Annotated in this window: 24 protein-coding genes and 1 tRNA gene; 15 read left to right on the forward strand and 10 right to left on the reverse strand. The window is 70.5% G+C overall.

The features are described from left to right. Positions 1-55: 55 nt before the first annotated feature. The gene (locus ACP4E5_RS22950; RefSeq protein ID WP_326014043.1) at positions 56-361 is read right to left on the reverse strand and encodes a hypothetical protein; all 306 of its coding nucleotides are present in this window, start codon (positions 359-361) and stop codon (positions 56-58) included. A gap of 371 nt (positions 362-732) precedes the next feature. Between ACP4E5_RS22950 and ACP4E5_RS22955 the strand changes: the two genes are divergently transcribed. Further along, positions 733-1626, forward strand: coding sequence for a bifunctional DNA primase/polymerase (locus tag ACP4E5_RS22955; RefSeq protein ID WP_425831563.1), 894 nt, complete (start codon positions 733-735; stop codon positions 1624-1626). Positions 1627-1688: 62 nt separating this feature from the next. Here the strand turns inward: ACP4E5_RS22955 and ACP4E5_RS22960 are convergent. After that, positions 1689-1773: transfer RNA gene (locus ACP4E5_RS22960), tRNA-Ser, on the reverse strand. 69 nt (positions 1774-1842) lie between these two features. Then, complete coding sequence (locus tag ACP4E5_RS22965) at positions 1843-3291, reverse strand: S1C family serine protease (protein ID WP_425831565.1); 1449 nt, start codon at positions 3289-3291, stop codon at positions 1843-1845. A gap of 269 nt (positions 3292-3560) precedes the next feature. Between ACP4E5_RS22965 and ACP4E5_RS22970 the strand changes: the two genes are divergently transcribed. The 3 genes from ACP4E5_RS22970 (at position 3561) to ACP4E5_RS22980 (ending at position 6209) form a co-directional block, all read left to right on the forward strand. Continuing rightward, positions 3561-4373, forward strand: coding sequence for a glycerophosphodiester phosphodiesterase (locus tag ACP4E5_RS22970; protein ID WP_425831567.1), 813 nt, complete (start codon positions 3561-3563; stop codon positions 4371-4373). A 108-nt stretch (positions 4374-4481) separates the two neighbouring features. Next, complete coding sequence (locus tag ACP4E5_RS22975; RefSeq protein ID WP_425831569.1) at positions 4482-5120, forward strand: ATP-binding protein; 639 nt, start codon at positions 4482-4484, stop codon at positions 5118-5120. Between the two features lie 102 nt (positions 5121-5222). Then, positions 5223-6209 (forward strand): DUF5926 family protein, encoded by a 987-nt coding sequence (locus ACP4E5_RS22980; RefSeq protein WP_425831571.1) that lies wholly within the window; start codon positions 5223-5225, stop codon positions 6207-6209. Positions 6210-6447: 238 nt separating this feature from the next. Here the strand turns inward: ACP4E5_RS22980 and ACP4E5_RS22985 are convergent, their stop codons facing one another. Continuing rightward, positions 6448-7158 (reverse strand): hypothetical protein, encoded by a 711-nt coding sequence (locus tag ACP4E5_RS22985; RefSeq protein ID WP_425831573.1) that lies wholly within the window; start codon positions 7156-7158, stop codon positions 6448-6450. Between the two features lie 56 nt (positions 7159-7214). After that, positions 7215-7910, reverse strand: a complete 696-nt coding sequence (locus ACP4E5_RS22990; RefSeq protein ID WP_425831575.1) for a bifunctional DNA primase/polymerase — start codon at positions 7908-7910, stop codon at positions 7215-7217. Between the two features lie 533 nt (positions 7911-8443). Here ACP4E5_RS22990 and ACP4E5_RS22995 point away from each other — a divergent pair. Both ACP4E5_RS22995 and ACP4E5_RS23000 read left to right on the forward strand, forming a co-directional pair. Continuing rightward, positions 8444-9952 (forward strand): PP2C family protein-serine/threonine phosphatase, encoded by a 1509-nt coding sequence (locus ACP4E5_RS22995; RefSeq protein WP_425831577.1) that lies wholly within the window; start codon positions 8444-8446, stop codon positions 9950-9952. Between the two features lie 142 nt (positions 9953-10094). Beyond that, positions 10095-11585 (forward strand): aminopeptidase P family protein, encoded by a 1491-nt coding sequence (locus ACP4E5_RS23000; protein WP_425831580.1) that lies wholly within the window; start codon positions 10095-10097, stop codon positions 11583-11585. A 91-nt stretch (positions 11586-11676) separates the two neighbouring features. On the opposite strand, the gene ACP4E5_RS23005 is transcribed toward ACP4E5_RS23000, so the two are convergent. After that, positions 11677-12135 carry an ATP-binding protein gene (locus tag ACP4E5_RS23005; protein ID WP_425831582.1) on the reverse strand — a complete coding sequence of 153 codons (459 nt, stop codon included), beginning with the start codon at positions 12133-12135 and terminating at the stop codon, positions 11677-11679. Between the two features lie 191 nt (positions 12136-12326). On the opposite strand from ACP4E5_RS23005, the gene ACP4E5_RS23010 reads away from it, so the two are divergent. The 9 genes from ACP4E5_RS23010 to ACP4E5_RS23050 all read left to right on the forward strand — a co-directional run bounded on the left by ACP4E5_RS23010 (position 12327) and on the right by ACP4E5_RS23050 (position 22469). Further along, positions 12327-13121, forward strand: coding sequence for a hypothetical protein (locus ACP4E5_RS23010; RefSeq protein WP_425831584.1), 795 nt, complete (start codon positions 12327-12329; stop codon positions 13119-13121). A gap of 152 nt (positions 13122-13273) precedes the next feature. Further along, on the forward strand, positions 13274-14026 hold the full coding sequence (locus ACP4E5_RS23015) for a YcnI family copper-binding membrane protein (RefSeq protein ID WP_425831586.1): 753 nt from the start codon (positions 13274-13276) through the stop codon (positions 14024-14026). A 78-nt stretch (positions 14027-14104) separates the two neighbouring features. After that, positions 14105-14788, forward strand: a complete 684-nt coding sequence (locus tag ACP4E5_RS23020) for an SCO family protein (protein ID WP_425831588.1) — start codon at positions 14105-14107, stop codon at positions 14786-14788. Further along, entirely contained in the window at positions 14785-15249 is a 465-nt protein-coding gene (locus tag ACP4E5_RS23025) for a copper chaperone PCu(A)C (protein WP_425831590.1), read from the forward strand. The genes ACP4E5_RS23020 and ACP4E5_RS23025 overlap by 4 nt, the downstream gene beginning before the upstream one ends. Before the next feature lie 16 nt (positions 15250-15265). Continuing rightward, complete coding sequence (locus tag ACP4E5_RS23030; protein ID WP_425831592.1) at positions 15266-17218, forward strand: copper resistance CopC/CopD family protein; 1953 nt, start codon at positions 15266-15268, stop codon at positions 17216-17218. A gap of 8 nt (positions 17219-17226) precedes the next feature. Further along, a complete protein-coding gene (gene efeB / locus ACP4E5_RS23035) occupies positions 17227-18606 on the forward strand; it encodes an iron uptake transporter deferrochelatase/peroxidase subunit (RefSeq protein WP_425831594.1) in 1380 nt (459 codons plus the stop codon). A 123-nt stretch (positions 18607-18729) separates the two neighbouring features. Further along, entirely contained in the window at positions 18730-19665 is a 936-nt protein-coding gene (gene pheA, locus ACP4E5_RS23040; protein WP_425831596.1) for a prephenate dehydratase, read from the forward strand. Between the two features lie 654 nt (positions 19666-20319). Continuing rightward, the gene (gene serS, locus ACP4E5_RS23045) at positions 20320-21591 is read left to right on the forward strand and encodes a serine--tRNA ligase (protein WP_425831598.1); all 1272 of its coding nucleotides are present in this window, start codon (positions 20320-20322) and stop codon (positions 21589-21591) included. A 53-nt stretch (positions 21592-21644) separates the two neighbouring features. Then, positions 21645-22469, forward strand: a complete 825-nt coding sequence (locus tag ACP4E5_RS23050) for an HAD family hydrolase (protein WP_425831600.1) — start codon at positions 21645-21647, stop codon at positions 22467-22469. A gap of 320 nt (positions 22470-22789) precedes the next feature. Here the strand turns inward: ACP4E5_RS23050 and ACP4E5_RS23055 are convergent, their stop codons facing one another. From ACP4E5_RS23055 to ACP4E5_RS23070, 4 genes are read right to left on the reverse strand one after another with little or no spacing between them, the layout of a single operon-like run. Next, positions 22790-23509: an ABC transporter permease gene (locus ACP4E5_RS23055; RefSeq protein WP_425831602.1), complete on the reverse strand. Its 720-nt coding sequence runs from the start codon at positions 23507-23509 to the stop codon at positions 22790-22792. Positions 23510-23518: 9 nt separating this feature from the next. Further along, positions 23519-24430 (reverse strand): ABC transporter ATP-binding protein, encoded by a 912-nt coding sequence (locus ACP4E5_RS23060; RefSeq protein ID WP_425831604.1) that lies wholly within the window; start codon positions 24428-24430, stop codon positions 23519-23521. After that, positions 24427-25329, reverse strand: coding sequence for an ABC transporter permease (locus ACP4E5_RS23065; RefSeq protein WP_425831606.1), 903 nt, complete (start codon positions 25327-25329; stop codon positions 24427-24429). The genes ACP4E5_RS23060 and ACP4E5_RS23065 overlap by 4 nt, the downstream gene beginning before the upstream one ends. After that, the gene (locus ACP4E5_RS23070) at positions 25326-26345 is read right to left on the reverse strand and encodes an ABC transporter ATP-binding protein (protein ID WP_425841586.1); all 1020 of its coding nucleotides are present in this window, start codon (positions 26343-26345) and stop codon (positions 25326-25328) included. Before ACP4E5_RS23070 ends, ACP4E5_RS23065 begins: the two co-directional genes overlap by 4 nt. Positions 26346-26486 lie beyond the last annotated feature (141 nt).

A 26486-nucleotide genomic window follows, 5' to 3' on the forward strand; every position in this document is an offset into this window, starting at 1 on the left:
CGCGCAGACTGTCACGCACCCCACGAAAGACCCCCGCCGCGCAGGAGCCGGCGGGTTACCAGAGCTCGGTGAAGTTCACGTTGACGTTCGACTGGTCGATCGCCGTGAAGCCCGAGCCGTTCACCTGAGCCTCGTTGTTCTGGTTCGAGGCGCCGTTGCCTACGGCCTGCTGCTGCGTGGTGGACGAGTTGCCGAAGTTGTCGTCGCCGACACCGCTGCCGCTGACCGTCGCCACCCCCGCGTTCGATCCGTTGTCCGCGAAGGAGCCGTTGTCGGCCATGGCCACTCCGGAGAAGAGGGCTGCGGCAAGGGGCAGAGCTGCGACTGCGGCGATGGCGCGGGCGGTACGGATGGAAGCCATGTCTGTTCCTCCAGGGCAGGAAGTACGCTCCGGGCGCTCGGACGGGGTCCGGTCACCCGTTAAGTACGGGATGTACCAAGGCAGTTGGCCGACCGCCTCAGCGATGTTCACGACGTCGCGAGATCAGAATTGCCCACCGAATCCCCGGCGAACCACCCCGGAAGCCGCTATTCGCTCGCAAGCGTGAGGACATGTCGATAAACCCTCTTCACACCCGGAAAACCCCAGCTCAGGCCGGAGTGTGCCGTCTGCGGACCAGTCCGGCCCAAACGCCCCAAACGACGAAGCGTTTCAGCACATTTTTGGTAAATGCTTCCCTCGGATGACCGACCCCACTTCCCTTCTTCGAACATGCGTACGAAAATAGGGGCATGGCCACCACGGACCGGCACCCGCCCCACTGCCCACCACACCCGTCTCTCGCGACCCTGGCCCTCGCGCACGCCCTGTCCGCCGCCGAACGCGGGCTCGCCGTCATCCCCCTGGCCAGGACCAAGCTCCCCGCGCTCCCCTCACCGCACCGCGGCGACCCGCCCTCGGCCCCGCGCTGCCACGGCGAATGCGGCCTCCCGGGACACGGCGTGTACGACGCGTCGACCGATCCGCGCCGCATCCGCGCGCTCTTCGCGGCCGCTCCCCGGGCGACCGGGTACGGCATCGCGTGCGGGCTGGCGCCGCACCACCTCATCGGCGTCGACCTGGACGTCAAGTCCGGCACGGACGCCTCCGCTTCCCTGCGTGAGCTGGCCTTACGGCACCTCTTCACGATCCCCGACACGGTGGTCGTGGCCACACCGAGCGGCGGCCGGCACCTGTGGCTCTCCGGGCCGCCGGACGCCGTGGTGCCCAATTCCGCGAGCCGCCTCGCCCCCGGCATCGACATCCGGGGCGCCGGCGGCTACCTCGTAGGGCCCGGCTCCCGCACCGAGCACGGCGTCTACGGCACGGTCCCGGGCACCGGGCACCTGCCGCCCGCGCACTGCCCACCGGCGCTCCTGCGCCTGCTCACGCCCCCGCCGCGCGCGCACCACCCCATGACGGGCCGCCCGGGTCAACACGGCCTCGGCCTCGTCCAGTTCGTTCTCAGCGCCCACGAGGGCCAGCGCAACACGCGCCTCTTCTGGGCGGCCTGCCGCGCGTACGAGAACGGCGTCGGCGACGCCCTCGCGGACGCCCTGGCGGACGCTGCGGTGCACACCGGTCTGACGGAGCGGGAGGCCCGCTCCACGATCGCCTCGGCGGAGCGCCTCACGGCGGGGCCTTGAGGCCCGCCGAACACGAGCGAGCCCCCGACCCTGATCCCGGGTCGGGGGCTCGCTCAACTGCGCGGTGGGTGTGGGATTTGAACCCACGGAGGCTTTCGCCTCGACGGTTTTCAAGACCGTTCCCTTAGGCCGCTCGGGCAACCCACCCCGCGCCGCGACGGTCTGGAAAACCGTCGACGCGCGGCACCAGGGTAACGGGTCGGGTCGCGGGCCCGGTCAGCTGTCGCCCTTGCGCTCGCCCAGGGTCACGTCGACCGTGTGCTCCTTGCCGTCACGCGTGTAGGTGAGCTTCACGGAGTCGCCCGGCTTGTGCGTCCAGATCTGGCCGATCAGGGTCGGTCCCGAGTCGATGGGCTGGTCGTCGAGCTTGGTGATGACGTCGCCGGGCTTGAGGCCCGCCTTGTCCGCCGGGCCGTTCGGCGTGACGGCGGCGGCGCCGCCCGCGCCCTGCTCGGTGATCTTCGCGCCGCCGGTGCCCTCCTCCAGGGAGACGGAGGCCCCGATCACCGGGTAGACCGGCTGCCCGGTCTTGATGAGCTGCTGGGCGACCATGTTGGCCTGGTTGATCGGAATGGCGAAGCCGAGACCGATCGAGCCGGACTGGCCCGAACCTCCGCCCATGCCGCCGCTGGAGGCGGACTGGATGGCGGAGTTGATGCCGATCACGTTCCCGTTGCCGTCGAGCAGCGGGCCGCCGGAGTTGCCCGGGTTGATCGACGCGTCCGTCTGCAGGGCGCTCATGTACGAGGCCTTGCTGTTGCCCGTGCCGTCGCTGGAGGCCACCGGGCGGTCCTTGGCGGAGACGATGCCCGTGGTCACCGTGTTCGACAGGCCGAAGGGCGCGCCGATCGCGATGGTCGAGTCGCCGACCGCGACCTTGTCGGAGTTGCCGAGCGTGAGCGGCTTCAGGTTGTCCGGCGCGTTCTTGAGCTTGATGACCGCGACGTCGTAACCCTGCGCCTTGCCGATCACCTCGGCGTCGTACTTCTTGCCGTTCGAGAACGTCGCCGACAGCTTGCCGCCGTCGGCGGCCTCCGCCACCACGTGGTTGTTGGTGAGGATGTGGCCCTGCTTGTCGTACACGAAGCCCGTGCCGGTGCCGCCCTCGCCGTTGTTGCCCTCGGCATCGATGGTGACCGTGCTGGGCAGCGCCTTGGCGGCGATGCCCGCGACGGTGCCCTTGTCGCGCTTGAGGTCGGCCGGGTTGGAGGCGGAGACGGTCGTCGAGCCGGTGCTCGAGCCGTCGCCCCGCTCGGCCGCCCAGTAGCCCACGCCGCCGCCGACCGCGCCCGCGACCAGTGCCGCCGCGATGATCCCGGCGACCAGGCCACCGCGCCGGCCGCCCGGCTTGGGCTGCGGCTGCTGGTACGAGGCACCCCAGCCTCCGCCGCCACCGCCCGACGCGTAGGCCGGCGTGGCGGGAGGCGGGGGCGGCCAGTCGCCGCCATGGGCCGGTCCCGCCGCACCCGGCGCCGCGCCCCCGGAGGGCGCCGCGAACGCTCCGGGCGCTCCGGGCGCCCCGTGGTCGGCGGTCTTCGGCTCCTGGCTCGCAGGGTCAGGTCCGGCCCCCTGGGGCGCCGGCGCGGGAGCAGCGGGAGCGTCCACCGGCACAGGAGGTGCGGACGGGGCCGGCGGTACCTGAGTGCCCTCGTTCTCGGTGCTCACAGCTTTCTCTCCTCGATCCACGGCTGTCGTCGCCGATCCGTCCTGTCTGGATGCTCAAGGACGGCGACTGTCGCACGCGACGCCGTCCCGGCATGGTCCTGTCACGGTCCACTTGTGCTGTTGTACGCCGTCAGCCTTTCCCACGGGACGTCAGGCCACCGTAAGACGAGCCTGTGCGTCCCCTGCCATCCTTTACGTCCGGCAAAACGGACGCATCCGCTGGGCCGAACTTTTCCCGGCCGCCGACCGCACGGTGGCACCATGACGCGGTGACCCTCGCACAACAGCAGCGCATTCAGGTCGTCGCCCATCGCGGTGCCTCTCAGGATGCCCCCGAGCACACACTGGCCGCCTACAAGAAGGCGATCGAGGACGGTGCGGACGCCCTCGAGTGCGATGTGCGGCTGACGGCGGACGGGCATCTCGTATGCGTGCACGACCGTCGCGTCAACCGTACGTCGAACGGCCGCGGGGCCGTCTCCGCCCTGGAGCTCTCGGAGCTCACCGCCCTCGACTTCGGGTCCTGGAAGGGCCACGACGAGGTCCCCGATTGGACGGGCAGCGCGGCCGACACCTCCGACACCTCCGTCCTGACACTGGAGCGCCTGCTGGAGCTGGTCACCGACGCGGGACGCCGGGTGGAGCTGGCGATCGAGACCAAGCACCCCACGCGGTGGGCCGGGCAGGTGGAGGAGCGGCTGCTGCTCCTGCTCAAGCGGTTCGGCCTGGACGCCCCCGCGCCCGACGAGCCCTCACGCGTGCGCGTGATGAGCTTTTCCGCGCGCTCCCTGTCGCGTGTCCAGGAGGCATCTCCGACGCTGCCGACGGTCTACCTGATGCAGTTCGTCTCGCCCCGCCACCGCGAAGGACGCCTGCCCAAGGGCGTGCACATCGCGGCCCCCAGCATCCGGATCGTGCGCAATCACCCCGCGTACGTCGGGAAACTCGCGCGCGCGGGTCACCAGATCCACGTCTGGACGGTGGACGAGCCCGAGGACGTCGACCTCTGCGCGAGCCTGGACGTCGACGCGATCATCACCAACCGTCCGGCGGCGGTGCTGCGCCAACTCGGCAGGGCCTGAAGCGGGGACGGCCGCGCGAGCCGGGACAGGGGCTGAATCCGGCCACCTTTGCCCAACGCTGTCACAGGGTGTGCCCCGGCGCGTTCGGACCGTATTCGATCATCACGAGTGCGTCACCGGAAGCGGCGTGGCCGGTTTCCGGTCCAGTCCATTGGGGCATTCACACCGTGGCGTGGGGCAAAGGAGGTCTCGGGGGTGGCGTTGGTGGTGGCACAGGAGGTGCCTGCGTCGTCGAGCATGGCCGTACCCCATGGCCCTGCGGGCGTGGGCGCGGCAAGACGTCGCATGCGTGAACAGTTGCGCATCAGCGGCGTGCCGGAAACGGTCATCGACGATGCGGTTCTCATCCTTTCGGAACTGCTCAGCAATGCGTGCCGGCACGGTCGGCCGCTCGGTGACGATCTGGCCGGTGACGGTGACGTACGCGCCGCATGGCGGGTCGACGACCGTGGCTGTCTCGCGGTCGAGGTGACGGACGGCGGCGGGCCCACCCGCCCGATTCCGGCCACACCCTCGATCACGGCGCACGGCGGCCGCGGGCTCAACATCATCACGGCGCTCGCCGACGACTGGGGTGTACGTGACGGCATGCGCGGCGAGGTCACCGTCTGGGTGATCGTCGACAAGGACGTCCACGCGGAGTCCATGGCCGGGCGCCGGGACGACTTCGCCTCGCGGGTGGCCGCGCCGCCCGTCGCGGACCTGGCCGACCTGGACTTCCCGGACGCTTTCGACGACCTGGGCTGAAAGCCGCTCGGGCGCGGCCAGTTGGGCGCATCCCCCTCTTGTCGGTACGAGCGGCTAGGCTCGCGCCGTACGTACGAGAGCCGTATCCGGGAGACACCCAAGATGGCCAAGAAGCGCCCGCAGACCAAGGGCAAGCCGCACGTCACCGCTGGTGCCCGCGCCGGAGGCGCCGATGGGGACCTCCCGGTCGTCGGTGCCCGCGAACCCTGCCCCTGCGGCAGCGGTCGCCGCTACAAGGCCTGCCACGGCCGGGCCGCCGCGCACGCCGTGACCGAGCTGGTGCAGCGCCCCTTCGAGGGCCTGCCGGGCGAGGGCGACTGGGTCGCGCTGCGCGAGCTGGTGCCCGCTGCGACGGCCGAGCTGACCTTGAAGGACGGCCTCCCCGAGGGCGTCCCCTCGGTGACCCTCGCCACCGTGCTCCCCATGGCCTGGCCCGCGCTGCGCCGCGACGACGGCTCGGTCCTGCTCGGCCTGCAGAACGACACGCCTTCCGGGGACATCAGCCGCGACCTGGCCGACACGCTGCTGCGCGCGCTGGCCGCGGAGCCGGGCAACCCGGTGCAGGCCCGCCGCGCGCCGGCCGACGGTCCGCGCCTCCAGGACGTGCTCGCCCCCGAGGGCGCTTTCGAGCCCATCGTCCACACGGGCTTCGAGTTCTGGGTACCGGACTCGGAGAACGCGTCGGGCGAGGTCGCCGCCTCCCTGGAGCGGGCCAACGCCGCGGCGATCCCCACGGTGAAGCTCACCGGCGTGGACAGCGCCTACTGGTGCGAGACGCCGGAGAAGAACCACCTCCGGTGGGTCATGCCGCACGCGGAGGAGAAGCTGCTCGACGCGCTGGCGCGGCTGCACGCGGCGGGCACGTCGTCGCTCGGCGAGGGCACCCGCCTGGTGGGCTCCTTCAGGGCGCACGGCCTGACCGTTCCGGTCTGGGACCTGCCCAGCTCGGTACAGGCGGAGGACGTCGAGAAGCCGGCCGCCGAGTTCGCCGAGCGGCTGGCCGCCGCGCTGGCCACGGACGCACCGCTGACCCCGGACGAGCGTCGGGCACGCGGGGGCCTCACCAACCGACAGGTGACGCTCAGCTGACGCACAGCTTCGGATGGGCTGACCGACCAGTCAGCCCATCGGGACGGGAACAGAACTGCGAACCGCGAGGTGAGCCGGGTCACAACTCCCGGTAGTTGCAGGTAAATCCATGTCCGAATAGAAGAGATCGAATTTGCTAACCGGCGATCTCTTGTTACCGTTCAAGTAGCCCGGTTGCTGGTGCATCCCCCGTCGCCAGCAACCGGGCGCTTCCATGTGTGCTCCGCGCCGCCGGGTCTCAACCCCCGTGCGAGGGCGCCGAGTTGCTTCCGGAGCGCAGCAGCAGCGGGCTCTCCCCGCCCTTCGCGTACTCCGCCACCGCCCCGTACTGATCGGGCTCTCCCCGCGTACGCCCCCGCGGTGTCTCGCACATCCCCGGCTCGTCCTCGGCGCCCACCGCACAGTGCAGCTGCACCGTGCGTCCGCCGGGTGCCATCAGGGTCAGTACGGCGGTCAGACCCGAGCCCGTCGCGTTGCGGTAATAGGTACGCGCCCAGGTGTCGTGCCCCTGGGCGAGTACGCAGGTCTGCGCCTCGATTCCGTCCGGGGCGGACAGTTGGGGACCGCAGTGGGCCTCGGTGGTCAGGCCGAGACCGGTCAGCAGGGAGGGCCTGCCGGTCTCCCGCGCCGCCGGTTTGCCGTCCCCGTTCTCGCTCGCGCTCTCGTCCCCGGTTCTGGCCCCGGTTTCGTTCCCGGTGCCGTTCGGGGGCCTGTTCGTCTCGGCGTTCGCCTTGTCGGCGTCGTCGGACACGTCCGCCTCGGTGGCACGGGCCTCGGTAGCCGACTGCCGCGCGGGCCCGTCGTCCACCGGCCCCGCGGACGCGCCCGCCAGCGGCAGAGCCGCTGTGAGAACCACCACGGCGAGCAGACCGAACAGCCGAAGTCGCGCACGCGGCCGCTCCCGCTCGGTCTCGTCCGGGGACTGGGGGAGGCGTGGCGCGGGAGGCATGCGCCGAAGATATCGGCGCGCACCCCGCCCACCGGCCCGCCGCGCGCCGGATTCCGCTACAATTCGGGCGCGCTCACACCCGTACGGGTGAGGGCGTCGACCACCGTGCCGACCACGGCCTCCACATCCGGCACCCACGGGGCCGCCGAGCCGGGCAGCGGCGCACGCTCCCAACGCACCTGACCCGCGCCCGAGACCGACGGCGGCAGGGCGAGATATCCGCCCTCGCCGTGGAACCGCAGCGAACCGGGCACAAAGTCCTGCGCGTACAGGAGTTCGCCGAGCTGCTCCATCGAGTACGGCGCCACGAGGATCGCCAACCGCTCCGGCGTCGCGATCACCGGGCCGAGCCGGACGTCCCTGCGGTCGAGCGCGGCGAGCGCGCGGGCGCCCGGGACGGCCGGGAGGCTCACGGCGCAGGGCGCGCGCCCCACGGAGGTCCCGGACGGGGCACCCGTGGCGAGCACGATCGGCGCGTCGGGACGGTTGGTCCACCACCAGCGGACCATGCGCTCATCGGTCGTCGCGGCGAGCAGCCCCGGGTCGAAGGGGTGCGCGCCCGGCACCGTGCACTCCGGGTCGGGGCAGGCGCAGCGGACACCGTCACGACGGCCTCCCGCTTCGAGCCCTATGCCCGGCAGGACCGGCCACTGCCACGCTGTCGCGAACGTGAGGGCCGCGCTGATCAGGTCAGACTTCCCGTTGTCACGCCTGGACAGGAGCCTGCGTCGCCTTCCGAGGATCTCGCGCATGAGCGCTCGTTCCTTTCCGTAGACCGAAGAGAACGCTATGGGCCACATCACACCATGTGTCGATCAGTCACTGCGCGTACGTGTTGGAGCGCCGCACCCCAGCCTGAACCGCCGGCCTGAGGCAGGGGGAACCCCTATAGTCCGAGCGCCTGCTGTGTGCTTGAAAAGCCTGGCGTGGGGTGGCGGCGCCTGGCGTTTGCCGTCCCGCGTATTTCTCGCCGCCTCCGCCACGGGAGGATGGGACACGGTCGCTGATGGTTATGACGCCCGGTTCCGTCACCAGGTTCCGGGCGGATCCCAACTGCCCCTGGTCTTCACCGAGTACGTACCCATCGCGGCCGCTATGACGCTCCGTCGACCACAGCTGAACAATGCCAGTCGACCGCAGCAGGCGCTTCCCCCAGGCGGTTTTTGGCCATCTTCGAACGAACCGGATCGGCTCGGGACCGGGACGGGATCACATATGAGAACCGAGATCGTTTTTAGTGCGGATGCCGCTGACCACGGCAGACACCGGGAGTCCTGACCGGACAATGCTGGACATCCCCCAACGAGTCCGTGTACATGTGGAGGCATTGCTAGCGGCGCAGAATGACATGGGGGTTTGCGATGCTAATGAGCAATATGCACCGGCCGGAAAGCCGGAAACCATGACAACCCCACGCCTGCCGAAAGTGGCCGGAATCGATTCTCCTCCTGGACAGGTTCCCCCTCCCACCACCGGCGTCGCGCCCGCTCCCCCCGTGTCGCAGGTCACTTCCTCCACCGTGGCACCCGGAGCCGTGATCCAGGACCGGCTCGCGGGCTGGGTCTCCGATCTCACGACGCTGCACGAACTCACGGAACGCCTGGCCCGCACGGCCGCACTCGAGGACGCACTGCACGAACTGCTGCGCGCCGGAGCCGCCCTGGTGGGCGCCCGGCGCGGACTCGTCGCCCTGGAGCCGGGCGACGGGCGCGGGCCCGACACCACCGTCGGCCTCGGTCTGTCCCGGCCCGACCTCGGGCACATCGAGACGGTGCCGCGTGGCGCGACCTCGTACGGGCGGATCCTCGACGGGCTGTCCGCCGAGCCCGAGGCACACACCGATCTGCTCGCGGAGGACGGGCTCGACCCGCGCCACCGGGAGGTCGCCGCGTGCCTGGGCTACGCCGCGAGTTACGCGATGCCGCTCGCCACCGAGGCGGCCGGCCGGCTCGGCGCCGCCGTCTGGCTCTACGACGAACCGGCCGAGCCCGTCGAGCGCCAGCGCCACCTCATCGGCCTCTACGCGCGCTACGCCACCGAGCACCTCGCCCGCCTCCTGGAACTGGAGCGCACGCGCGCGTGGTCACACACCGTCGCCGACGAGCTGCTGCCACCGCGCCTGCCCCGGGTCGCCGGGGTGCAGCTCGCCGCGCGGCACCGCTCAGGGCCGCGCGGCGGCGGCGACTGGTACGACGCGCTGCCGCTGCCCGAGGGGGCGCTCGGGCTCGCGGTCGGCTCGGTCAGCGGCTCCGGCGCGAGCGCGGTTGCCGCGATGGGCCGGCTGCGCGCCTCCCTGCGGGCGTACGCGGTCATGGAGGGGGAGGACCCGGTGGCGGTCCTGTCCGACCTGGAGCTTCTGTTGCGCCTGACCGAGCCGGCGCGCAGCGCGACCGCCCTGTTCGCGTACTGCGAGCCCGCACAGCGCAAGATCGTCCTCGCCGGAGCCGGGCACAGCCCGCCCCTGGTGATCGGCGAACGGCGCACCGAGTACGCCGAGACGACGCTGTCCGCGCCGCTCGGGATGCTCGCCTGCTGGGAGGCGCCGAGCGTGGAGATCACGCCGGAACCGGGCGAGACCGTGCTGCTCTACACGGACGGCCTCCTGCGCCGCACCGGCGATCCCATGGACCGCGCGTTCGCCCGGCTGCACGCGGCCGCCGCCGGTGTGCCCAAGGCGATCCGTGACGACCCAGGGGCGATCGCCGACCACGTCCTGCGTTCGGTGCTCCCGGACGGCCTCGACACGGCCGAGAGCGAGGAGGACGTGGTGCTGCTCGCGGCGCGCTTCGAGTGACTTCCGAGACGCTGTGTGTAACAGGCCCTCCGGCCCTGGACCCCCTTCCGTACGCTCGTACGATGGAGGGGGTCCATTGCCATATCAGGCCACATTCCGGCCGTACCCAGGCATCCCGAGGACCCGCGTCGAGGAGGAACCTGTGTCGGAGGAGCTCAACCCGGACCGTGCTGAAGATGCCGCTGCCGCGGCGGGGCCGGAGGCCGCCGAGGCCGAAGAGCCCATCAAGCAGCGCAAGAACGGCCTCTACCCGGGCGTGTCCGACGAGCTCGCCGAGAACATGAAGTCCGGCTGGGCCGACACCGAGCTGCACGACCTGCGGCCGATCGCCCAGGCCGCCGAGACGGCCGCCCGCCGCTCCGTCCTGTCCGCCCGCTTCCCGGGCGAGCGCCTCGTGGTGCCCGCGGGCAACCTCAAGACCCGCTCGAACGACACGGAGTACGCCTTCCGCGCCTCCGTCGAGTACGCGTACCTGACCGGCAACCAGACGGAGGACGGCGTCCTCGTCATGGAGCCGCGCGCCGGCGGCCACGACGCCACGCTGTACCTGCTGCCGCGCTCCAACCGCGAGAACGGCGAGTTCTGGCTCGACGGCCAGGGCGAGCTGTGGGTCGGCCGCCGCCACTCGCTGACCGAGGCCGAGAAGCACTACGGCATCCCCGCGTCCGACGTGCGCGAGCTCGCCGCCGAGCTCTCCGAGGCCACCGGGCCCGTGCGCGTCGTGCGCGGCTACGACGCAGGTGTCGAGGCCGCCCTGACCGACAAGGTCACCGCCGAGCGCGACGACGAGCTGAAGGTCTTCCTCTCCGAGGCGCGCGTCGTGAAGGACGCGTTTGAGATCGGCGAGCTGCAGAAGGCGGTCGACTCGACCGTGCGCGGCTTCGAGGACGTCGTGAAGGTCCTCGACAAGGCCGAGGCCACCTCCGAGCGCTACATCGAGGGCACGTTCTTCCTCCGCGCGCGCGTCGAGGGCAACGACATCGGCTACGGCTCCATCTGCGCCGCCGGACCGCACGCCTGCACGCTGCACTGGGTCCGCAACGACGGCCCGGTGAACTCCGGCGACCTGCTCCTCCTCGACGCCGGTGTGGAGACGCACACGTACTACACCGCCGACGTCACGCGCACGCTGCCGGTCAACGGCACGTACAACGCGCTCCAGCGCAAGATCTACGACGCCGTGTACGAGGCCCAGGAGGCCGGTATCGCGGCCGTCAAGCCTGGTGGCAAGTTCCGGGACTTCCACGACGCCGCGCAGCACGTGCTCGCGGAGAAGCTCGTCGAGTGGGGCCTGGTCGAGGGCCCGGTCGAGCGCGTCCTGGAGCTGGGGCTGCAGCGCCGCTGGACCCTGCACGGCACCGGTCACATGCTCGGCATGGACGTCCACGACTGCGCGGTCGCGCGGACCGAGTCGTACGTGAACGGCACGCTGGAGCCCGGCATGGTGCTCACCGTCGAGCCGGGTCTGTACTTCCAGGCCGACGACCTGACCGTGCCGGAGGAGTACCGCGGCATCGGCGTCCGCATCGAGGACGACATCCTCGTCACCGAGGACGGCAACAAGAACCTGTCGGCCGAGCTGCCCCGCAAGGCCGACGAGGTCGAGGCGTGGATGGCCCGCCTGAAGGGCTGAGCGCAGCAGTAAGTACGCGACAAGGAGGGCCGCACCCGATGGTGCGGCCCTCCTTGTCGCGTAAACGCGCCTCTGGTTGCGAAGAACGGGCTCACACCGCCATCAGCGGCGCGTCCTCCCGCCACTTGAGAATCTTGTCGAAGCTGACCACGGCGCCGCCCTTGCCGGGCCTGTTCACGAAGTGCACATGGTCGGCGAGTTCCTGGATCAGACACAGGCCGCGGCCGTGCTCCGCGTAGTCGGGCGCCGGGCGGACGGACACCGCCGCGCGGCCACCCGCCGCGGTGAATCCGGGCCCGGTGTCGGCCACTTCGATGCGGCACATCTCGCCGTCCAGGTAGGCGGTGACCCGGAACGCGTCCGTCGCCTCGCTCGTCGCCTCCCCGCCGTGCTCCACGGCGTTCGCACACGCCTCGCTGAGCGCGACCGACAGTTCGTAGGAGACATCGGGGTCGACGCCCGCGGTCTCCATGGTGCCCATGAGGAGGCGCCGGGCGAGCGGCACGCTCGCGGCATCGCGCCGTAGCTGGAGGGACCACCAGATGCTCATGCTCCCGCCTCCCGGCCGCTACTCGACATACCGATACGTATTGCCACCACCGGCCCGGCGCAATCGCGGAGTTGACGTGATGACGCCCATACGGCCGACGCGCATACGGGGATCGGCGGTGTACGGGAGATTCCGGACCTTGCGGACCTGCTGTATGGGGCGTGTGAAGCCAGTGCGATGATGAGGCCGCCATGTCTGCCCCCCACGAGCGCCAGGCGCGCAGCGCGGCCGATCTCCGGCTGCTCAGGGCCGCGGTGTTCGCCGCGGTCTGCGTCATGCTGTCCGCGGCGGGGCACGTCCTCGGTTCGACGGCCACCGTCCCGTTGTGGACGCTGTCGCTCGGCTTCCTCGCCGTCTTCTGTGTGGCCCTGCCGCTGGCGGGACGCGAGCGGTCGCTGCCGGGCATCGCCGCCACGCTGGGGGCCGGTCAGATCGCGCTGCACAGCCTCTTCGGCCTCGGTCAGCAGCACGCCATGGCCATGAGCGACCCGTCGAGCGGACCCTCGGCGGTCGAGCGGGCCGCGAGGCTCATGTGCGGGGCGGGCGCGTCGACGCTCAGCCCGTCGCAGGCCCAGCGAATTCTCGACAACGCGCGCGTGCCGTCCGGCGACGCGGCGCACCACATGGCGGGCGCGGCCGGCTCCACGATGTCGCTGCTGCCGTCCCTTCCGATGGTCATCGGGCACCTGCTCGCGGCGGTCGGCGCGGGCTGGCTGCTGCGCCACGGTGACCTCGCCCTGAGCCGCATCGCGCGGCTCTCACGGCTCTCCGCGCAGTGCGTCGGCCATGCGGCGCCCATCCGTACACTGCGGGCCGCCCTCGGCCTCGTACGCGCTCTCAAGGCCGGGCTCTGGGGTGCGCCCGCCCTGCCGTGCGCCGCTCGTGCCGGGTTCGCCGAACCACCGGCCCTGCGGGCGGCGGCACTTCAGCACTCCGTGCGACGGCGCGGGCCGCCCGTGGTCGACACGTTCCTTCTCGCTGCCTGAACGGCACGCGTACTCCACCGCGTACTGCGTGGGTGAGACGTGCCGTGGGCACGCGCGCGTACCCGCTTCTCGCCGCCTGTATGGCGCGGTGTTTCGCGGTCGCGCCCTTTCACCTTTCGCCGGATCCCGCTGAACGTGGAGTTCTCCCTGTCATGAAGAAGATGTCCCGCGCCGCTCTCGTCGGTGCCGCCGCCGTCTCCTCCGTCGTCCTCGTGTCCGCCCCCGCCTTCGCGCACGTGAGCGTGCAGCCGGAGGGGGATGCCGCCAAGGGCGACTACGCCGTCGTCGACTTCAAGGTGCCCAATGAGCGCGACGACGCCGCGACCACCAAGCTCGAGGTCAACTTCCCGACCGAGCACCCGCTCGCCTCGGTGATGCCCGAGCCGGTGCCGGGCTGGAAGGCCGACGTCACCAAGACGAAGCTCGACAAGCCGATGGAGATGCACGGCGAGAAGATCACCGAGGCCGTCTCCAAGGTCACCTGGACCGCGACCGGTTCGGGCAAGGACAAGGGCGTGCAGCCCGGCTACTTCCAGAAGTTCCCGGTGTCCATCGGCCAGCTGCCGACCGACACCGACCAGCTCGTCTTCAAGGCGCTCCAGACGTACGACAACAAGGTGGTCGTGCGCTGGATCGAGCCGCAGCAGAAGGGCCAGGCGGAGCCGGAGAACCCGGCGCCCACCCTTGAGCTCTCCGCCGCGGCGGACGACGGGCACGGCGCGTCGGGCGCCTCCGACTCCGGCTCCGACAACGGCACCAAGAAGGAAGCCGCCGCGGCCTCCACGGATTCCGGCGGTTCCTCCAGCGACACCACCGCGCGCGCCCTCGGCATCGTCGGCATCGTCATCGGCGTCGCCGGTGTGGCGTTCGGCGTCATGGCGGGCCGTCGGCGTACCAACAGCTGAGCCACCCTCGGTGGGTGCCGGGGTCGCGGTGGGCGACCCCGGCATCCGCCGGCCACCTCACATCTGGGACATTTTTCTATGCGCAACCCCCGCAAGAACACGAAGTTCAACAGGAAGAGCCTGCTGGCCGCGGTCGGGCTCGTCACCGTGGCGACCTTCGCCCTGTCCGCCTGCGGCAGCGGCGACGACAGCGGCAAGCCCGTCGCCGAGGTGTCGTCCGACACGAGTACGAAGAAGGCCGCGACGGTCCTCGACAAGCCGTTCGAGAAGCCGGATCTGGTCCTCACCGACACCCACGGCAAGAAGTTCGATCTACGCGAGCGGACCAAGAACAAGCCGACGCTGATCTACTTCGGCTACACGCACTGCCCCGACGTCTGCCCGCTGACGATGAGCAACATCGCCGTCGCCAAGAAGTCCCTGCCCAAGTCCGAGCAGGACAAGCTGCAGGTCGTCTTCGTCACCACCGACCCGGGCCGCGACACCCCGTCCGTGCTCGGCAAGTGGCTCAAGGCGCAGGACCCCGACTTCATCGGCCTGACCGGCGACTTCGCCACCATCCAGGGCGGCGCCCGCACCCTCGGCATCTCCATCGAGCCGACGCGGAAGGACAAGAAGGGCAAGCTCGTCTCGGTGCACGGCACGCAGGTCGTCGCCTTCTCGCCGAAGACGAACGACGGTTACGTGATGTACGGCGAGGACGCCACCGTCGACGACTACACCAAGGACCTCCCCAAGATCGTCAAGGGGGCGAAGCCGTGAGGCGCACGACCGTCGCCCTCGGCGCCCTCACGCTCGCGGCGGGGCTCGCCCTGACCGCGTGCGGCTCCGGTTCCGAGGCCGCCGACAAGCCCGACGTGAAGGTCGAGGGCGCGTTCATCCCCGCGCCCGCCTCCGGCGACATGGCGGCCGGGTTCTTCACCGTGCACAACAAGGGGGCCGCCGACACCCTCACGTCCGTGAGCAGCGGCATTTCCCAGAAGGTCACGCTGCACAGCACCAAGGGCGGTGCGATGAAGGAGCAGACGTCCTTCGCCGTGCCCGCGAACGGCGAGCTCGACTTCGAACGCGGCGGCAATCACCTCATGTTCGAGAACCTGAAGCGCAGGCCCGCCGAGGGCGACAAGGTGTCGGTGAAGCTGCACTTCGCCAAGTCTGGGACCGTCACGGTCTCCTTCCCGGTGAAGGTCGCCACCTACAACCCGTCGCACGCTTCGCACTGAAGGGGCTGACCTGTACGTGAAGACCATCGCTCCCCGCACCTGGCAGCTGGTGCTGCTCTTCCTCGCCGTCACCGGCGCACTCCTGGCCGGCGCCGCCCCCGCGTCCGCGCACGCCGCGCTGACCGGGAGCGATCCCAAGCAGGGAGCGGTGGTCGACACGGCGCCGAAGAAGGTGTCGCTCCGGTTCTCCGAGAGCGTCGCAATCTCCGACGGCGCGGTCCGTGTCCTCGACCCCGCGGGCAAGCGCGTCGACGACGGGAAGGTCGTCCACCCGGGCGGCACGACGTACGCGGTGGGGCTGCACTCCGGCCTGCCCGACGGCACGTTCACCGTCGCCTACCAGGTCGTCTCCGCCGACAGCCACCCCGTCGCCGGCGCCTACACCTTCTCCATCGGCGCGCCCTCCAAGACCTCCGCGGTGGTGGCCGACCAGAACGCGGGCGGCGGAGTCGTCGGCGTGATCTACGGCGTCGCGCGCTACGTCTCGTACGCGGGCTTCGCGCTGCTGGTGGGCGGCGCCGCGTTCGTGCTCGGATGCTGGCGGCGCGGCGCGGGCAGCAAGCCGGTACAGCGCGTCGTGGTCGGCGCCTGGACCGCGCTCACCGCCGCCACCCTGGCCATGCTGCTGATGCGCGGCTCGTACACCGGGTCGGGGAAGCTCGGCGACGTCTTCGACATGTCGCTGCTCGGCCAGGTCCTTCAGACGAAGACCGGAGCCGCGCTCACCTCCCGGCTGCTGCTGCTCGCAGCGGCGGCCCTCTTCATCGCGGTGCTCTTCGGCGCGTACGCCAAGAAGAGCGAGGAGACCGGTGAGAGCGGAGAGAGCGGAGAGAGCGGAGAGAGCGGGGCGAGCGGAGAGAGCGAGGGCGCGGGCGAGGAGGCGAAGGAGCGGAACGATCTCACCTTCGGACTGTCCATCGGCGGCGCCGTCGTCGCGGCCGGGCTCGCCGCCACCTGGGCCATGGCCGAGCACGCCTCGACCGGCCTCCAGGCGGGCCTCGCGATGCCCGTCGACGTACTGCACCTGCTGGCCGTCGCCGCCTGGCTCGGCGGGCTGACCACGCTGCTCGTCGCCCTGTACCGGGTGCCGACGATCGAGGCCTCGGCCGTGCGCCGCTTCTCGCGAGTCGCCTTCTGCAGCGTCCTCGTCCTCGTCGCGACCGGGCTCTACCAGTCGTGGCGCCAGGTCGGCTCCTGGTCGGCGCTGACCGGAACGACGTACGGGCAGCTGCTCATGGTGAAGGTCGGGCTTGTCGCCGTGCTCGTCGGCGTCGCCTGGATCTCCCGGAAGTGGACGGCGGGGATCACCGAGTCCGTGGCCGCCGGGGTGGCGGTCGAGGAGAAGCCCTCCGAGGAGAAGGAGCCGGTCTCCGTGGCCGCCGGGGCGAAGAGCGCGGACCCCGAGCGCGCCGCCCAACTCGCCCGGCAGCGCGCCGCGATGGCGAGCGCCCGCGAGAAGCGGGTGCGCGACGCCGATCCGCACCGCTTCGGGCTGCGCCGCTCGGTGCTCGTCGAGGCGGGTATCGCGGTCGTCCTGCTCGCCGTCACCACCGTGCTGACGTCCACCGAGCCGGGCCGCACGGAGGAGGAGGCCAAGTCCGCCACCTCGGCCGCGCAGGCCCGGTCCGGTCCGGTCTCCCTGAAGATTCCGTTCGACACCGGCGGCGCGGACGGCAAGGGCACCGCCCTCCTGGAGATGGACCCCGGGCGCACCGGCAACAACGAAATGCACCTCTACATAGAGCGGCCGAACGGCAAGGCCTTCGACGTCCCCGAGGTGAAGCTCGCCCTCACCCAGGAGGCGAGGAAGATCGGGCCGCTGCCCGTCGTGCCCGACCACATCGCCACGGGACACTGGACGGCGAGCGGCGTGCAGCTCCCCGTGGCAGGCGACTGGAAGGTCGCGCTGACCGTGCGTACGTCGGACATCGACCAGATCACCATCAACAAGAACGCGAAGATCGGCTGACCCGCCCCATGGCTGACACGACTGACGCGGCCGGAACGGCCGACACGGCTGACACGGCCGGCACGGCTGAGACGGCTGAGACCAAGAGCGGCACCGCGTCCGCCCCGCAGGCCGCGGGCATCTCGCGGCGCCGCCTGATCGGGACGGCGGGCGCCACCGGCGTGGCCCTCGGCGCCGTCGGTGCGGGCGCAGGGTACGCCGTGGCGTCCTCGAACTCCCCCGAGCAGCAAGCGGCGTTGACCTCGCTCGGGGCGGACGAGGTGATGTTTCACGGGAAACATCAGCCAGGCATCACCACCGCGATGCAGGCCCGCGGCCATCTCGTCGCGTTCGACCTGGCGGCGGGCGCGGGGCGCAAGGAGGCGGCGGCCCTGCTGCGCCGCTGGTCGGCGACGGCTGAGCGGCTGATGGCGGGTGAGCCCTCGGGCTCGGACGACACGGATGTGGCCCGGGACGCCGGCCCCTCGTCGCTGACGGTCACCTTCGGCTTCGGCCACAGCTTCTTCTCCCGTACGGGGCTGGAGAAGCAGCGCCCCTCCGCCCTCGACCCGCTGCCGGACTTCTACTCCGACCACCTCGACAAGGCGCGCAGCAACGGCGACCTGTGGGTACAGATCGGCGCCAACGACCCGCTCGTCGCCTTCCACGCGCTGCGTGCGATCCAGAAGGACGCGGGCGGCGCGGCCAAGGTGCGCTGGCAGATGAACGGCTTCAACCGCTCGCCCGGCGCCACCGCCCACCCGATGACGGTCCGCAATCTGATGGGCCAGGTCGACGGAACGGGCAACCCCAAGCCCGCCGACGCGGACTTCAACAAGCGGATCTTCGTGCCGGATTCGGGTTCGGGTTCTGGTTCGGCTTCGGGTTCTGGTTCGGCCTTGGGCTCCGCGCAGTCCCCCGCGTGGATGGCGAACGGCTCGTACGTCGTCGTGCGCCGGATCCGGATGCTGCTCGACGACTGGGAGAAGCTGTCGACGACGGCGCAGGAGCACGTCATCGGGCGGAAGAAGTCGAGCGGCGCCCCGCTGACCGGGGGTAAGGAGACCACCGAGCCGGACCTGGAGAAGACGGACGCGAACGGCGACCTCGTCATCCCGCTCAACGCGCACGCCCGCATCACCCGGCCCGATCAGAACGGCGGATCCGCGCTGCTGCGCCGCCCGTTCTCGTACCACGACGGCTACGACGAGGACGGCGCCCCGGACGCCGGCCTGCTCTTCGTCTGCTGGCAGGCGGACCCGCTGCGCGGCTTCGTGCCGGTGCAGCGCAAGCTCGACCGGGGCGACGCCCTGTCGGCGTTCATCCGGCACGAGGCGAGCGGGCTCTTCGCGGTGCCGGGCGGCGCCGAGAAGGGCGGCTACGTGGGACAGGCCCTGTTGGAGGGGTAAGCGGGGGTGGGAGCGGGGCGCGGGGCGCCGTTCCCGGGCGGGGCGGCCCGTGACGTATCCGTGAGCCCGGGGCCCGTGACGTATCCGTGAGCCCGGCCTCGTACGGCGCATTAGGGTGAGCCCATGCCAGCCAGCTACGCGTATCTCGGCCCCGAGGGCACCTTCACCGAAGTCGCCCTGCGCACGCTCCCGGAGACGGCCACCCGGGAACTCGTCCCCGTCGTGTCCGTGCCCGCCGCGCTCGACGCCGTCCGCGGCGGCGAGGCCGAGGCCGCGTTCGTACCGATCGAGAACTCCGTCGAGGGCGGCATCACCACGACCCTCGACGAGCTGGTCGCCGGCGAGCCGCTGATGATCTACCGCGAGGTGCTGCTCGACATCACCTTCGCCCTGCTGGTGCGCCCCGGCACCCAGATCTCCGACATCAAGACGGTCACCGCGCACCCGGCCGCCCAGCCGCAGGTGCGCAACTGGATGAAGGACAACCTGGCCGAGGACGTGACCTGGGAGTCCGCGGCCTCGAACGCGGACGGCGCGCGCCTCGTGCAGGAGGGGCGCTACGACGCCGCGTTCGCCGGCGAGTTCGCCGCGGAGAAGTACGGGCTCGTGCCGCTGGTCACCGAGATCCACGACGCGGAGAACGCGCAGACCCGCTTCGTCCTGGTCGGCAAGCCGGCCCGGCCCGCGGCGCCCACCGGGGCGGACAAGACCTCGGTCGTCATCTGGCAGCGCGAGGACCACCCCGGCGGCCTGATGGAGCTGCTCCAGGAGTTCGCCATCCGCGGGGTCAACCTGGTGCTGCTGCAGTCCCGGCCCACCGGCACGGGCATCGGCGACTACTGCTTCGCGATCGACGCGGAGGGGCACATCGCGGACCGCCGGGTGGCGGAGGCACTGATGGGGCTGAAGCGGGCGTGCCCGGAGGTGCGCTTCCTCGGCTCGTACCCGCGGGCCGGGGTCGCCGTCGAGGACGTGCGCCCGCCGCGCTCGGGAACCTCGGACGGCGAATTCGTGGAAGCGTCGGACTGGCTGGCGCGCTGCCAGGACGGCCGGTTCTAGCGCATCGGCCCCCGCCGGCCGTAATCGGCCGTAGTTCCCTGCCGGATCCCGGGTTGTCCACCGCCGGATCCGGCTCCTTTTTGCCTGTGCACCCGGTCCTACCAGCGGATTTTCTTCATCCACAGAAGTTATCCACAGGGCGCCTTCTCGACCTGGGGACAAGTCGACAGGAAGGTGCTGGTTGGTCGACAAATCGGTCCACGGCCCCCAGATGCGTCCACAGCCCGGCAGGTCACCCTTCGTCCAGGCATTTCCTTTGATCAACTCTTTGGAGTGAAGCATTTCCACCCGAAAGTGAGCTTGCGCGCGGTTTGAGAGGGGAATTCTTCGTTACGCATGTGGCTTTCGGAATGATCTCTTCCGGCATCCACAGATCGTTTTCACAGCCTGTGGATAACTTTTCCGGCCTGTGCATCGCTGTGGACAGCGGGACCCCAAGTCCCGCCCGCACCACGGAGATCGGGTCAAGGCGAAGTGCCCCACCTGCCCCTTTCAAGGGAAAGTGGCGGTTTTCCTTGACGGGCTCCGCAGGGCCCCGTGTGGATCTTTTCCGGCCGCGCTCCACCCTTAATTCACATTCCGGCAAATAGGGCATAACGGAGTGCAACGGATATCGGGTCGTGGGCCGGAAGCGGGCAACGGTAACCTTGAGGGGTGATTGACCTTCGCCTGCTCCGTGAGGACCCCGACCGTGTTCGCGCCTCCCAGCGCGCCCGTGGAGAGGACGTCGCGCTTGTCGACTCCGTCCTGTCCGCCGATGAGCGGCGCAGGTCGTCCGGGCTCCGCTTCGACGAACTCCGTTCCGAGCAGAAGTCGCTCGGCAAGCTGATCCCCAAGGCCTCGCCCGAGGAGAAGCAGGACCTCCTGAAGAAGGCGGGCGAGCTCTCCGCCGCCGTGAAGGCCGCAGAGGCCGATCAGCGTGAGGCCGAGGAAGAGACGCAGCGCCTGGCGCTCCAGCTGGGCAACATCGTGCACCCCGACGTCCCGCGCGGCGGCGAGGAGGACTTCGTCGTCCTGGAGACGCACGGCACGATCCGCGACTTCGGCGCCGAGGGCTTCGAGCCCAAGGACCACCTGGAACTCGGCGAGGCGCTCGGCGCCATCGACGTCGAGCGCGGCGCGAAGGTCTCCGGCTCGCGCTTCTACTACCTGACGGGGGTCGGCGCGCTCCTGGAGCTCGCGCTCGTCAACGCGGCGATCGCGCAGGCCACCGAGGCCGGCTTCACGCCGATGCTGACCCCGGCCCTGGTGCGCCCGCGCGCCATGGAGGGCACGGGCTTCCTCGGCCAGGCCGCCGACAATGTGTACCACCTGGAGAAGGACGACTACTACCTGGTCGGCACCTCCGAGGTCGCGCTCGCCGGCTACCACATGGACGAGATCCTCGAGGCGGACCAGCTGCCGCTGCGCTACGCCGGCTTCTCGCCCTGCTTCCGCCGCGAGGCGGGCACGTACGGCAAGGACACCCGCGGCATCTTCCGCGTCCACCAGTTCGACAAGGTCGAGATGTTCTCGTACGTCGACCCGTCGGACGCCGAGAACGAGCACCAGCGCCTCCTGGACTGGGAGAAGCAGTGGCTGACCGGTCTCGAGCTGCCCTTCCAGGTGATCGACGTCGCCACCGGTGACCTCGGCTCCTCGGCCTCGCGCAAGTTCGACTGCGAGGCATGGATCCCGACGCAGGGCAAGTACCGCGAGCTGACCTCCGCGTCGAACTGCGACGGGTTCCAGGCGCGCCGCCTGTCGATCCGGATGCGCGACGGCAAGAAGACCCAGCCGCTCGCGACGCTGAACGGCACGCTGTGCGCCGTCCCGCGCACGATCGTCGCCATCCTGGAGAATCACCAGCAGGCCGACGGCTCGGTGCGGGTTCCGGAGATGCTGCGGCCCTACCTTGGGGGACGCACCACCCTGGACCCCAAGTAATCGCAGCCTGAACGGCCTGCGCAGCCTGTAGTACAGCCTGGAGCCGACGCCAAGTGAGCCACCCCGCTCCCACCGCCCCCGCCTTTCCGTACAAGCTCGTGGCGACCGATCTCGACGGAACGCTGCTGCGGTCCGACGACACGGTCTCCGCGCGCACGCGTGACGCGCTCACCGCGGCCACCGCGGCGGGCGCCGCGCACATCATCGTGACCGGCAGGGCCGTGCCGTGGACCCGGCACATCCTCGACGACCTCGGCTACGAGGGCCTCGCGGTGTGCGGCCAGGGCGCGCAGGTCTACCACGCGGGGGAGCACCGGCTGCTCACCTCGGTGACGATCGACCGGCAGCTGGCGGGGCTCGCGCTCGCCAAGATCGAGGCCGAGATCGGCCCGATGGCGCTCGCCGCGAGCCGCGACGGCATCGAGGGCGAGGTCATCGTCGGCCCCGGCTACGAGGTGCAGGAGGGCCCGCTCCCGGTCGTCCCGTTCACGGAACTCGCGGAGCTGTGGGCGCAGCCGCTCAACAAGGTGTACGTCCAGCACCCGGGCCTCACCGACGACCAGCTGGCGGAGGTCGCGCGCAGCGTCGCCGGCGGCCTGGTGGGCGTCACGATGGCGGGCGAGGGCATCGTGGAGCTGCTCCCGCTCGGCCTCTCCAAGGCCACGGGGCTCTCCCTGGCGGCCCGCCGGCTGGGCGCGAAGGCCGTCGACACGATCGCCTTCGGCGACATGCCCAACGACATTCCGATGTTCGGCTGGGCGTCCTACGGGGTGGCCATGGCCAATGCCCATGAGGAGCTCAAGACGGTGGCCAACGAGGTGACGTCGTCGAACGAGGACGACGGCATCGCGGTGGTGCTGGAGCGGTTGCTCGGCTGAGGCGCATCGAGGCCCGGCCCCGGTACTGCCGGGGGCCGGGCCTCGATACAACGGGTGGGCGGCCCGCGTGCCACGGAAGAAGGACACGCGCTCGAAGCGGCCGCCCCGGGCGACACCCTGAGCGGGGCTCGACGGAGTGCAATGACTACTCCGGAGCCTGCCTCGGGCCGCCCTGCCGGGAGCTCGACGGACTACTGAAGAACATCGCCGCGCTCCTCTCCCGGTCCATGGACGCCACGGTCGGCGCACTGACACAACTACTCTGCCCCGCGCGGAAGTTCGCCGCCACCGAATTATTCGCCGACGCCCACGGGCGGGGGCTACTCCTCCCCGGCCAGCTTCAGGGTCCGCAGTTTCTGCCCGGCGTACCAGGTCGCCAGGACCGTCACCACCACCAGGAACACCGTCGCGAGCGGCAGTCCCACGTCCGAGGTGACGAGGTCGCCGCCGGCCACCTTCTGGGCGACCGCGAGCGACCATTGCTGCACGCTGAGCGTGCGCGCCCCGGAGACCATGGACCCGAAGAGGGCCTCCCATACGAGGGCGTAGACGAGGCCGAAGACGACCGCGTGCCGGGTGACCGTGCCGAGCAGGAGGAAGATCGCCGCGTAGGCGATCGAGGCCACCAGGGCGGCGACCGTGTAGGCGACGGCGATCTGCTGCCCGTTGCCATTGAGGATGAAGCCCGCGATCAGCGTCGGGACGGCGGAGAACACCATGGTCACGCCGATCGCCACGATGAGCTTGGTGAAGATGATCGTGGGCCGCTTGATCGGCTTGGACAGCAGATAGACGACGGACCCGTCGTCGATCTCAGGGCCGATGGCGCCGGTCCCCGCGATGACACCGATCAGCGGCACCATCGTGGCGAGCGCGAAGCCGCCGAGCAGGTCGGACGCGGTCTGGTCGTCGGCCCCCGTGAGCCCGCGCACGAGCGCGGAGATCACGATCAGCAGGACGGGCAGCACGAAGAGGATGAGAGCCCGGCGCCTGCCGAGCAGGGCCCGGTAGGTGAGTCGGGCGACAGTGGGGTCGTACATCAGGGCCTCCTACGCCGCGACCAGATACGAGAAGACGGACTCGAGGGACTCGTCGGACGGCGAGACCGTGAGCAGCCGGATGCCGTGCGCCTGCGCGACCTTCGGGAGCAGCGTCGTGAACCGGCCGAAGTCGACGGCCTGCACCTGCAACGCGCCCTCCTTGAGGTCGACCTCGATACCCGCCGTCGACGGGTCCGCGATCAGCACGGCGGCCAGCGCCCTGTCGTCGCTCGAGCGGATCAGATAGCGGTGCGGTCGGTCGGTCATCAGGCGGCGGATCTTGCGGAAGTCACCGCTCGCGGCGTGCCGGCCCGCGACGATCACCTCGATGTGGGAGGCCAACTGCTCGACCTCTTCCAGGATGTGCGAGGAGAACAGGACGGTGCGCCCCTCGTCCCCCATGCGCCGCAGCAGGTCCATGAGCTGCATGCGCTGGCGCGGGTCCATGCCGTTGAACGGCTCGTCGAGCAGCAGCACCGACGGGGTGTGCACGAGCGCGGACGCCATCTTCACGCGCTGCCGCATGCCCTTGGAGTACGTCGAGATCTTGCGGTCCTGCGCGTACTCCATCTCGACCGTGGCCAGCGCCTCCCCGGCGGCCTTCTCGCCGAGGCCGTGCAACTCCGCGTTGGCGACGACGAATTCGCGGCCCGTGAGGAAGTCGTACATCCCCTCGCGCTCGGGGACGATGCCGATGTGCCGGTAGATCTGTTCGTTGCGCCAGATCGGCTGTCCGTCGAGGGTCACGGAGCCGTTCGAGGGGGCGAGGAAGCCGCCCATCATGTTGATGAGCGTCGACTTCCCCGCGCCGTTCGGACCCAGCAGGCCGGTCACTCCGGGGGCGATGTTCATCGTGATGTCGTTGACCGCGACGACATTGCCGAACCAGCGTGAGACGTGGTCGATGTTGATCGTGGTCACAGTCCGACCTTCCGGTAGCGGCGCATCAGCAGCCCGTAGGAGCCGGCGATGAGCCCGAGGACGATGAGCAGGTAGACGAGGCCCTGGCCGGCCGAGGGTCCGTGTGCCCCCGGGAAGGACGAGCTCGCTCCGAGGAACGCGGTTTGCACTCCGTCGATGAGCGTGATCGGTGAGAAGAGGCCGAGCCAGGTCACCGCCCCGCCGTTGTCCTGGGCGTCGGCGATCGCCTGGACCGTGGACACCGCGCCGTAGGAGATGGTCAGCACGGCGATGACGGCGGCGATGCCGAACCCGCGACGCGGGGTGACGGCGGAGACGACGAGTCCGATCCCGGCGAAGAGCAGCGACAACAGCGCCACGGATACCAGTCCTTGGGCGAATCCCTTGGTCTGCTCCGTGAAGTCCAACTTGGCGAGCAGAGAGCCGACGTAGAGCACGATCAGGGGCGCGACCGTGAGGATGAACAGGGCCGATGCCATGGCGGCGAACTTGGCGACCACATAGTCGACGCGCTCGATGGGGCGGGAGAAATAGAGCGGGATCGACTTGAAGCGCAGGTCGAGGGAGACGGCGTTCGGCGCGGCGGACGCCACGTAGAGGCCGATCACCGCCTGGAGGATGACCGCGTAGCGCGTGTAGTCGACGGGCAGGTCGTTCGCCTTCGTGGCCACGGCCACCGCGACCATGATCAGCGCCGGGACGCACATCACGATGAAGAGCAGCATCGGCAGCACCTTGGACTTGGCCGAGCGGCCGAGTCCGTAGGCACCGCGCAGGCTCTGTGAGAAGAGCGAGCGGCGGGAGTACGCGCGACCCAGGCGCGGGCCGTCGTAGTGGCGGTAGCCGATGTTGTGGATCTGGGTGGACGCGCGGTCCACAGCGCTGGGCTCGGTGGTCATCGCGCCGCGCCTCCCGTCTGCTGCGATGCGGCGGTGGCCGCCCAGGCCGCCGCGCGCTCGGAGCCCTGCTCCTGCGGCGCCTCGGCCTCGGGGCGGAAGACCTCCGCGATCTGGTGCCTGCGCTGCTCCATGCGGATCAGGCCGAGGCCGAGGTCCGCGACGACGTCACGCACGATGTCGTATGTCTCCTCGCCCTGCGCCGTGAGGAGGACGGTGTGCCCGGCGCCGGGCAGCTCACCGCCGGCGCTGGTCTCGATGCCGCGCCGCGCGAACGCCTCACGGAGCGCCTTCGTCCCGTCCGGGTGTTCGTCGCTGTCGGTGACCTCGATCGCCAGCGTCGCCGTGGCCTGCGTGAAGTCCGTGGTGGAGCTGGAGCGCAGCAGCTTGCCGCCGTCGATGACGACGACGTGGTCGCAGGTGCGCTCGAGCTCGCCGAGCAGGTGCGAGGTGACGAGGACGGAGATGCCGAAGTCGGTGTGCACGCGCCGGATCAGGCCGAGCATGTCGTCACGGCCGACGGGGTCAAGTCCGTTCGTCGGCTCGTCGAGGAACACCAACTGCGGGTCGTGCACGAGCGCCTGGGCCAGCTTCACGCGCTGCTTCATGCCCGTCGAGTAACCGCCGATGGGGCGGTAGCGCTCCTCGTACAGGCCGACGTGCCGCAGGGTGTCGGCGGTGCGCTCGCGGGCCGCCGTGGGCGGCAGGCCCGACATGCGCGCCATGTGGACGACGAACTCGGTCGCCGAGACGTCCGGCGGCAGGCAGTCGTGCTCCGGCATGTAGCCGACGCGCTCTCGGATCTTGGGGCCCGACGCGGGGTCCGCGACGTCGAGCCCGAGCACTTCGGCGCGGCCCTCCGACGCGGGGGACAGACCAAGAAGAATCTTGATCATGGTGGACTTGCCGGCTCCATTGGCTCCGACGAGTCCGGTCACACCGGGCCCGATGTCCATGGTCAGCCGGTCAAGTGCGGTCACCTTGGGGAACCGCTTGCTCAGGCTTTCGGTCGCGATCACAGTCACGGTTCGAAGGTAGTGGCGCGCGCCACACGATTCGTCAGACCGTGGGGTCGACCTCGTATGAGACCTGAGTATTACGGGGCCCTAGGGGTCCACCCTGAGTAGCCCGTGCACACCCCTTGACGCCGCCGTCAAGCA

This window comes from Streptomyces fractus, from assembly GCF_049844455.1.
Taxonomy (GTDB): Bacteria; Actinomycetota; Actinomycetes; order Streptomycetales; family Streptomycetaceae; genus Streptomyces; species Streptomyces fractus.